This window comes from Mesorhizobium sp. M1078 (genome assembly GCF_040318615.1).
Classification (GTDB): Bacteria; Pseudomonadota; Alphaproteobacteria; order Rhizobiales; family Rhizobiaceae; genus Mesorhizobium.
The window spans coordinates 25,018-34,145 of the sequence record NZ_JAMYMP010000046.1 but is presented as its reverse complement, the minus strand read 5'-3'; the positions used below and the strand labels follow the sequence as shown (position 1 = coordinate 34,145).

General features: G+C 63.7%; 5 protein-coding genes. 1 reads left to right on the top strand and 4 read right to left on the bottom strand.

Features of this window, described 5'->3' with window-relative positions; all coding sequences use genetic code 11:
• Positions 1–455: 455 nt before the first annotated feature.
• On the top strand, positions 456–2,426 hold the full coding sequence (locus NKH38_RS30555; protein ID WP_023686664.1) for a M23 family metallopeptidase: 1,971 nt from the start codon (positions 456–458) through the stop codon (positions 2,424–2,426).
• A 172-nt stretch (positions 2,427–2,598) separates the two neighbouring features.
• Here NKH38_RS30555 and NKH38_RS30550 read toward each other — a convergent pair whose 3' ends face one another.
• The 4 genes from NKH38_RS30550 to clpB form a co-directional block, all read right to left on the bottom strand.
• The gene (locus NKH38_RS30550; RefSeq protein ID WP_352762685.1) at positions 2,599–4,158 is read right to left on the bottom strand and encodes an MFS transporter; all 1,560 of its coding nucleotides are present in this window, start codon (positions 4,156–4,158) and stop codon (positions 2,599–2,601) included.
• A 102-nt stretch (positions 4,159–4,260) separates the two neighbouring features.
• Complete coding sequence (locus tag NKH38_RS30545) at positions 4,261–5,778, bottom strand: L,D-transpeptidase family protein (RefSeq protein WP_352765160.1); 1,518 nt, start codon at positions 5,776–5,778, stop codon at positions 4,261–4,263.
• A 292-nt stretch (positions 5,779–6,070) separates the two neighbouring features.
• A complete protein-coding gene (locus NKH38_RS30540) occupies positions 6,071–6,427 on the bottom strand; it encodes an MmcQ/YjbR family DNA-binding protein (RefSeq protein ID WP_023685771.1) in 357 nt (118 codons plus the stop codon).
• Positions 6,428–6,498: 71 nt separating this feature from the next.
• The gene (gene clpB / locus NKH38_RS30535; RefSeq protein WP_023672968.1) at positions 6,499–9,105 is read right to left on the bottom strand and encodes an ATP-dependent chaperone ClpB; all 2,607 of its coding nucleotides are present in this window, start codon (positions 9,103–9,105) and stop codon (positions 6,499–6,501) included.
• Between the last annotated feature and the right edge of the window lie 23 nt (positions 9,106–9,128).

Here is a 9,128-nt window from a genome sequence, read left to right as displayed (position 1 = left end):
TCAGAAGCAAACTGCTTCGCCGCCAGCGGCGCACCGCCCTCGTTCGTGAGGCGTATATAGTCGCCACCAACCAGAACTGTCAACAGTCATCGACGATGTTTTTGAACTTTTTGCGACAGAAGTTTTGGCGCCGGCGGACTGCCCCAAGGGAACATTGGCGTTGCCAAAAAGGAGCCCTATTGCCGCCGCATTGCCGTTCGACACCAAGGCCAACAAAGAAGGGCTCGGCGCGGCCCGCAAGGTGCCTTCCTATAAGAGCCAAAGCGGGGTCTGCGCATCACCGGTTCGGAGCCTCCTATAAGAGGATAAAGTCGCCTCTCTGTAAGGGGCTGTAAAACAGAGCGTGTGCGTGGGGATTTCGCCGCTTCGTTGACTTCACTCGCCGTGACAGGCAAATGTCATGGCCCAACAGAAGCGAAAAGCCGTTCCGCCCGGGGAAGAAGCAGCCTTTCTGGATGCCAGACACGGAAGATGTCATAGCCGAACTCGGCAATGAGCCGCCGCTGATCGCGGATGGCCGCAGCGGCCCGCCCGACCGGCGCGAGGTTTCGGCGCGCTGGCTGTCGGGCACCTTTCTTACCGGCGTGACCTCGAGTGTGCTGATGGGCGTGGCGTTGTTTGCCGCCCTTGACGGCCGCCAGCAGTTGGCAACCCCGCCCGAAATCGCCGAACTGGCCCAGCTCGAAAGCGGCGGCGATTCCGGCGAGGTCGCCAAGACCACCAGGCTGGTGGCGCCGCGCCAGATCGCCAAGGCCAAGGACCGCCGGCGCATGGAAGTGTCGATGGTGACCAAGGTCGGTGACCGCGACGTTATCCACACCATGCCGTTCGTGCAGATCAAGATGGCGCTGGCCGCCGGCCACACCACCAACCGCGCCTATCCGCCTTTCGACCCGATGCAGGTGTTCGGCGACGATGGCGACTCGACGCCGGCGCAGCCGGCGACGGCCTCCGCGGTTGGCGGCCAGATCTACGGCGCCAAGGTCGAAAGCGAGATGAGCCTCAAGACGGTCGATTTCCCGGTCGAGACGGCCTCCTTCGATGAAAAAAGCGACCTGTCCGCCGACGAGGTGGAAAAAGTGGTGCGCGAAGCCGGCACCGACCTCAGCGACGGCGCCGTGCAGGTCGCCTCGCTGCATTATGTCGACCCGCAGCGATTCGGCGATGCCTTCGCCGAATCGATGGCCGGCTCCTACGACGTCAAGATCGTGCCGGAAAACGTCTCGGTGGCGCCGCGCGTCGCGCTCGACGACCAGACCCCGGCTTTCGCCGAGGAAATCATTCCCTTCACCAGGGACCGCGACATTGCCGAGGCTTTCGCTGATTCGGGCTATACGGGCGATGACGCCACCGGCATGGCGGAGGCGATCGGTAAGCTGCTCAACGCACCGGCGCTGAAGGCCGGAACCGTGCTGCGGGTCGGGCTCGAGGTACATGGCGACGCCGCCAAGGTCGTTCGCACCAGCGTCTATGACAAGACAACGCACATCGTCACCATCGCGCTCGACGATCGAGGCCAGTACGTGCCGGCGCAGGAACCGGAGCCGAACCCCGAATTGCTGACCGCGTTTGACGATTCGTCGGCACCGGTGGTGGTGCGCGGCAATCTGCCGAACGTCTATGACGGCATCTACCGCGCCGCCTATTCCTACGGCATGTCGAAGAAGCTGACCCAGCAACTGGTCAAGCTCCTGGCCTCCGGCGTCGACTTCCAGTCCAGGCTCAATCCATCGGACCGCATCGACGTGCTGTTCTCGCAGCCGGACGGCGACGACCAGGCCTCCGACGAATCGGAACTGCTCTATGTCTCGTCGACCTTCGGCGGCCAGACGCGCAATTTCTACCGATTCCAGATGCAGGACGGCTCGACCGACTATTTCGACGAGGACGGATCTAGCGCCGAGCAGTTCCTGTTGCGCAACCCCCTGCCCGCCGGGAAATTCCGCTCCGGCTTCGGCGCCCGCCGACATCCGATCCTCGGTTATGTCCGCATGCATACCGGCGTCGACTGGGCGGCGCCGATCGGAACGCCGATCATCGCCGCCGGCAACGGCACCATCGAAAAGGCCGGCTGGGCCGGCGGCTACGGCAAACAGATCATCATCCGCCATGCCAATGGCTACGAGACCTCCTACAATCACCAGAGCGCCTTTGCCAAAGGCATCGAACCGGGCGTTCATGTCCGCCAGGGCCAGACCATCGGCTTCCTCGGTCAGACCGGCCTCTCCACCGGCCCGCATCTTCACTACGAGCTGATCGTCAACGGCACCAAGGTCGACCCGATGCGCGTGCGCCTGCCGGTCGGCAAGGTGCTGAAGGGCGACGACCTGGTCGCTTTCAAGCGCGAGCGCGAGCGCATCGATGAACTGCTCAAGCAGGAAGACAGCAATCCGCTGAAGGTCGCGAGCGCCAAGATCGAAGGCTAATGCATGTCGCCCAGAAGTGTGCCGCGGTTCTGGGACAACGACATGCCTCAAAACAAACACTTAAAGCGCGTCGTATGAATCCGTTTCAGCGCGACGCGCTTTAAGCCGTCACACTCGACGCCGGCGAATCATAATTCCCCATCAGAGCATCCCGAATCGGGTCGGCTCCGAATCAGGTCGACTGCTTCTCTTCGGCTCGTGACCAAGGCAGCTTTTGCCCCGAAACGGTGGCCCAGGCGATAACAGCGGCAAGCAGGCAAAGCACGGCCGTCACTGTCGACACGGCCGCGAACGCCGAATCGCTGGCGGCGCGCCGTGTTGCATCAAGGTCTGGCGCCAGGCCGGCCAATGCCGGTTCTCCGAACCCCGGAATGCCCGGCCTGACGCTGGTATCGAGCATCGTCGAATAGACCCAGGCCGCGAGCGAGCCCATCGCCGCCACAGCAATCAGCCCGCCAATGCGCGAAACCGCATTGTTGATGCCGGAAGCGGCGCCGGTATCCTTGTCCTCGACCGCGGTCATGACGGCCGTCGACAGCGGCGACACCACCAGCGCCATGCCGAGCCCCATCACCGCCATCAGCGGAAAGATACCGGTCCAGAAATTGTGCATGCCGGCATGAGTGAGCAAAGCCAGCCCGGCAAAGGCGATGGCGACCACCAGGCAGCCGCTGGCGATCGGAAAACGCGGACCGATGCGATCCGACCACTGGCCGACGAGACCCGACAGCAGCGCGATCGACGCCGACAGCGGCAGGAAGATGAAACCGACCTCTTTGGTGCTCAGCCCCCATCCGGCGATCAACAGCATCGGCAGGTAGAACAGATTGGCCGACAGCGCGAAATATAGGAAGAAGGTGGCGAGGTTGGCGCCGGCGAAGGCGCCAATCCGAAACAGCTTAAGATCGATCATCGGCTCGCGCTGCCGAAGCTCGAAGACGATGAAGATTATAAGCAGCACGGCGCCTGCGGCGATGCTCGGCCCCGACATCAGCCCGCTTCCTTCGGCGCTCATCGAGGTCAGTCCGTAGGCAAGCGCCCCGAAGGCAAGCGTGGCGAGAGCGGCGCCGCCGAGATCGAGGCTTCGCTTCTCCGTCGGCGCGTCGGCGGGAATCTTGGCCAGCAGGAGATAGATCGAGATCAGCCCGAGCGGCAGGTTGACGGCGAAGATCGCCCGCCAGATACCGCCGCCAAAGGCCGACAGAACGAAGCCGCCGAGCACCGGACCGAGCGCAGTCGTCAGCGCCGAGGCGGCGGCCCAGATGCCGATCGCCCGGCCGCGCTCCTTCTTCGGATAGGCCTTGGCGATGATGGCGAGGCTGCCCGGCACCATGATCGCCGCACCAATGCCCTGAATGGCGCGAAAGGCGATGAGCACCAGCGCATTCGGCGCCACCGCGCAGGCCAGCGAAGCGACGATGAACAGCGCAATGCCGGCAACGAAGGCGCGCCTGAGGCCAAACCGGTCGCCGGCGGCGCCGCCGGCCAGAATCAGCGCCGACAGCGTCAGCGCATAGGCGTTGGAAATCCACTGGACCTCGGCCAGGCTGGCGCCGAGGTCGACGCGCATTGCCGGCATGGCAATGGCCAGGATCGACCCGTCGATGAAGCCGAGCGCTGACGCCAGGATCGCCGCTACCAGCACGAACTTGCGCTGCGACTGCGGGCAAAATGTACCGTTGGAAAGCGACCTGGTCAGGGGAACGGCTGCGGCTTCGCTCGGAGACTTCATGAGCGTCTGCTTAGACTTGTTGCGGGCCGGCAACAACCAGCCAGCACCCTGCGCTCATGAATCCAGCTTTGGATATCGGCCTGCCTTATGGGCAGGCCGATATCACTGCGCTGGAGCGCTCACTTGCTCCGCAACATCATCGGCCGAGGGACCGCCGACGAACTCGACGGTGACGCCCGGCGACACCAGCTTGGCCAGTTCACGCGCATCCCAATTTGTCAGGCGCACGCAGCCATGGCTTTCGGTCTTGCCGATCTTGGAGGGATCGGGCGTGCCGTGAATGCCATAGGTCGGCTTGTCCAGCGCGATCCACACCGAGCCGACCGGGCCGTTCGGACCCGGCGGGATGGTCAGGATCTTGTCGTTCTGGCCCTGCTTGAAATTGATGCTGGGGTTGTAGGTGTAGTTCGGATCGAGCGCGACGCGCGACACAGTATGAGTGCCGGTCGGCGAGGGCGTGTCGGCTGAACCAATGGTGGCCGGATAGGCCGCGACCAGCTTGCCACCGGCGTCATAGGCGAACACCTGCTTCTTGTCCTTGTCGGCGACGATGCGGGCAACCGGCGTCGCCACCAGCCTGCCGAAATTGGCGACCTTGATGATGGTGCCGGGACGGCTGAAGTCGGCCTCGGGATTGAGCCCCTTCAGGTAGTTCTCGTCCATGTGGAACCGTTCGGCCAAGGCTTCGGTGACGGAGGTGTAAGCCATGCGGTCGAGCTGTGCCTTCTGGCTGTAATCCTCCGGTATCGAGGCGACATAAGGCCCGGCCGCGTCCTCGGGCGTGATCGTATAATTGGCGAAAGCATCGCCACCGGTTTGCGCCAGCGCAGCCTGGATGCCGACCGCGTCGGTCGAGCGCAGATTGCTGCCGGTGATCTGGTTATAGGCGGCAAGCGCCTTGTCGACATTGGAGCCGAAGCGCCCGTCGACGACGCCGGGTGAAGCGCCGGCGCGGTCGAGCAGCACCTGCAAGGCGGCTACATCCTGGCGTGCGCCGAGTGAAAGCGAGGGATCGACCACGGTCTTGCCACCGGCTTTCGGCGGCAGCGCGGCCTGGTCGGCGGGCGCCGCCGGTTCGGCGGGATCGATAGAGGCTTCGTTCAGCGGCTGGCGCTTGACGGGCCGCGGTTCAGCGGATTTCGGCGCTTCCGGATAGGTGTCGCTGTCATTGGCATCATCCTGCGGAGCGGCCCCCAGGAATCTGTCGCTTTCAGGATCGTATTCATCAACCGGCGGGCCGGGGATTCGTCCCTGATCGTCCAGTTGCCTGCGGCGGAAACGCGCCATGTCTTCGGGATCGTCGAGATAGTAGCGGTCGTCGTCTTCGACCGGTGCGCGTCCAAGCTCACGTGCCCGCATTTCCCGGCGCAGCGAGCGGCGGTCGAGCCTGGTCTGCGGCGGCTGGATGGCGATGACCTTGCCGGTCTCGGCATCAACGATGACGCGGTTGCCCCTGGCGTCGTAATAGATGTCGAGATTGCCGTCCTGGGCAAGCACAATGCCGCCGCTATCGGCGGCGCGGACGGCCGGCAGTGCGTTGTCCACAGTCGGCGATGCCATGGCGCTGGACGTGAGCAGCCCGGCGGCGAGCACCGAAAAGGCAAGGATCGTGCGGAACATGGTGGTCAAACTCTCCGGTACTTACAGCGCCGCGCGTCCGTTTGGACGCGCAAAGGACGCTGTAACACTTCATGTCTGCGCATGATCCTTTCCGAAAATCGAATTTCGATTTTCGGGGTCATGCGTAATTGCCGCCGCCCGGCAGTGTTCCCACCAGAACGTTCTCGCCACCGTTTGGATGCGCAAGGAACGCCCTGATCGTCAAAAGCCTGCAGGCAAACCCCTTCGCCAGCAAACCACAACATAAGCTTTCCAACATGAACCGGGCATGAAGATGGCGGATTACTGGTTGCTACAGGCCCAATTCCTTGCGCGTCTGCTTCGTCAGCTTGAGGACGACGAGGCGGTGGCTTTCGCCGAGATAGTCCTTCAGCGCATCATCATCCATGCTCTGGCTTGTCTGACGCTGGATCCATTTCATGCCGCGCGAGGCGAGATAGGGCGCCGGCCGGCAGCCGGGCTGATCCTTCAGCACGTCATAAGCCATTTCAGAGCATTTGAAGGTGACGAAGACGCCACCCTCCCGGTCATGGCCGGCGATGGTGAAGACCTTGCCACCGACTTTCCAGACATCGGCCCCGCCCCACTGCACGACATGCGTCGTCTGCGGCAGCGAGGCGCAGAAGCTGTTGTAGTCGTCCAGCGTCATCTGCACCCCCATCAAAGGATTGTTGTTTCATAAGAAAATGCCGCGCGTCCGGTCGGACGCGCGGCGTTGGATCAGGCTGCCGCGTCGGTCGGCACCACAGTGGGCCTGGACCGGAAATTCAACCGGTCGGAGCCGGCGGTGACCTTGACGGTCGAGCCGTCGAGTATCTCGCCAAGCAGGATTTTTTCCGCCAGCGGATCTTGCAGGTCCTTCTGCATCACCCGCTTCAGCGGCCGCGCGCCATAGGCCGGGTCGTAGCCCTTCGCCGCCAGCCAGTCGATCGAATCCTGGTCGAGCGACAGTGTGATCTTGCGGTCGGCGAGCAGGCTTTCCAGCCGCTTGAGCTGGATCTCGACGATGCGGCCCATATCCTGCCGGCGCAGCCGGTGGAACAGGATCACCTCGTCGACGCGGTTGAGGAACTCCGGCCTGAACGAGGCTCTCACCACGCTCATAACCTCGTCGCGCACGGCATCGACGTCCTGCTCTTCGCCGAGATTGACCAGATATTCGGCGCCGAGGTTCGACGTCATGACGATCAGCGTGTTGCGGAAGTCGACCGTGCGGCCCTGCCCGTCGGTCAGCCGCCCGTCGTCGAGCACCTGCAACAGCACGTTGAAGACATCCGGATGCGCCTTCTCGATCTCGTCGAACAGCACGACCTGATAGGGCCGGCGCCGCACCGCTTCGGTCAGCGCACCGCCTTCCTCATAGCCGACATAACCGGGAGGCGCTCCGATCAGCCGGGCGACCGAGTGCTTCTCCATGTATTCCGACATGTCGATGCGCACCATGGCGCTCTCGTCGTCGAACAGGAAATTGGCCAGCGCCTTGGTCAGTTCGGTCTTGCCGACGCCGGTCGGTCCGAGGAACATGAACGAGCCGATCGGCCGGTTCGGATCCTGCAGCCCGGCCCGGGCACGACGCACGGCCTTGGACACCGCCTGTACCGCTTCGCCCTGGCCGACGACTCGCTTGCCGATCTCGTCTTCCATGCGCAGCAGCTTGTCGCGCTCGCCCTGCAGCATCTTGTCGACTGGAATGCCGGTCCAACGCGACACGATATGGGCGACGTGGTCGGGCGTGACCACCTCTTCGACCATGCCGGCCTTGCCGTCCTGGGCTTCGGCTTCCTTCAGCTTCTTTTCCAGTTCCGGGATCTTGCCATAGGCAAGCTCGCCGGCGCGCTGGAATTCACCCTTGCGCTGGGCAATGGCGAGGTCGTTGCGGGCCGCGTCGAGCTGCTTCTTGAGGTCAGCGGCGAGGCCAAGCTTCTGCTTCTCCGACTGCCATTTGGCGGTGATCTCGGTCGATTCCTCCTCGAGGCCGACGAGTTCCTTTTCGAGACGCGCGAGCCGGTCCTTTGACGCCTCGTCCTTCTCGACCTTCAGTGCCTCGCGCTCGATCTTGAGCTGCATGATGCGGCGATCGATCTCGTCCAGCGCCTCGGGCTTGGAATCGACCTGCATCCTCAGCCGCGACGCGGCCTCGTCGACAAGGTCGATCGCCTTGTCCGGCAGGAAACGGTCGGCGATGTAGCGGTTGGACAAGGTCGCCGCCGCGACCAGCGCCGAATCCGAGATGCGCACCTTGTGGTGCTGCTCGTACTTCTCCTTGAGGCCACGCAGGATCGACACGGTATCTTCCACCGATGGCTCGTTGACGAAGACCGGCTGGAACCGGCGGGCAAGGGCCGCGTCCTTCTCGACATGCTTCCTGTATTCATCGAGCGTGGTCGCGCCGACGCAGTGCAGTTCGCCGCGCGCCAGCGCCGGCTTCAACAGGTTCGAAGCGTCCATGGCGCCATCGGCCTTGCCGGCGCCGACCAGCGTGTGCATCTCGTCGATGAACAGGATGATGCCGCCGGCCGCCGAGGTGACTTCGTTGAGCACGGCCTTCAGCCGCTCCTCGAACTCGCCGCGATATTTGGCGCCGGCAATCAGCGCGCCCATGTCGAGCGCCATCAACTGCTTGTCCTTCAGCGATTCCGGCACGTCGCCATTGACGATGCGCAGCGCCAGACCTTCGGCGATCGCCGTTTTGCCGACGCCCGGCTCGCCGATCAGCACCGGGTTGTTCTTGGTACGCCGCGACAGCACCTGGATGGTGCGGCGGATCTCGTCGTCACGGCCAATCACAGGGTCGAGCTTGCCGGCGCGGGCATCGGCGGTAAGGTCGCGCGCGTATTTCTTCAGCGCGTCATAGCCCTGCTCGGCGCTCGCCGAATCGGCGGTACGGCCCTTGCGGACGTCGTTGATCACCTGGTTCAGCGCCTGCGCTGTGACGCCGGCCTTGGACAGGATATCGGCCGTCTTGGCCGACTTCTCCATGGCCAGAGCCTGCAAAAGCCGTTCAACCGTGACAAAGCTGTCGCCGGCTTTCTTGGCCAATTCCTCGGCGGTCGAAAACACCTTGGCCAGCGGCTGCGCGAGATAAAGCTGGCCGTTGCCGCCTTCCACCTTGGGCATGGCCTCAAGGGCGGTCTCGACGCCAAGCTTGACGTCGCGCACGTTGCCGCCGGCGCGCTCGATCAGCGAGGCGGCCAGCCCCTCATCGTCATCGACGAGGACCTTCAGCATATGTTCGGGAGTGAATTGCTGGTGATTGCGCGAGAGCGCCATGGTCTGGGCGGACTGAATGAATCCGCGGACGCGCTCGGAGTATTTCTCGAGGTTCATATCTGTCTCCTTCCATCACCGGC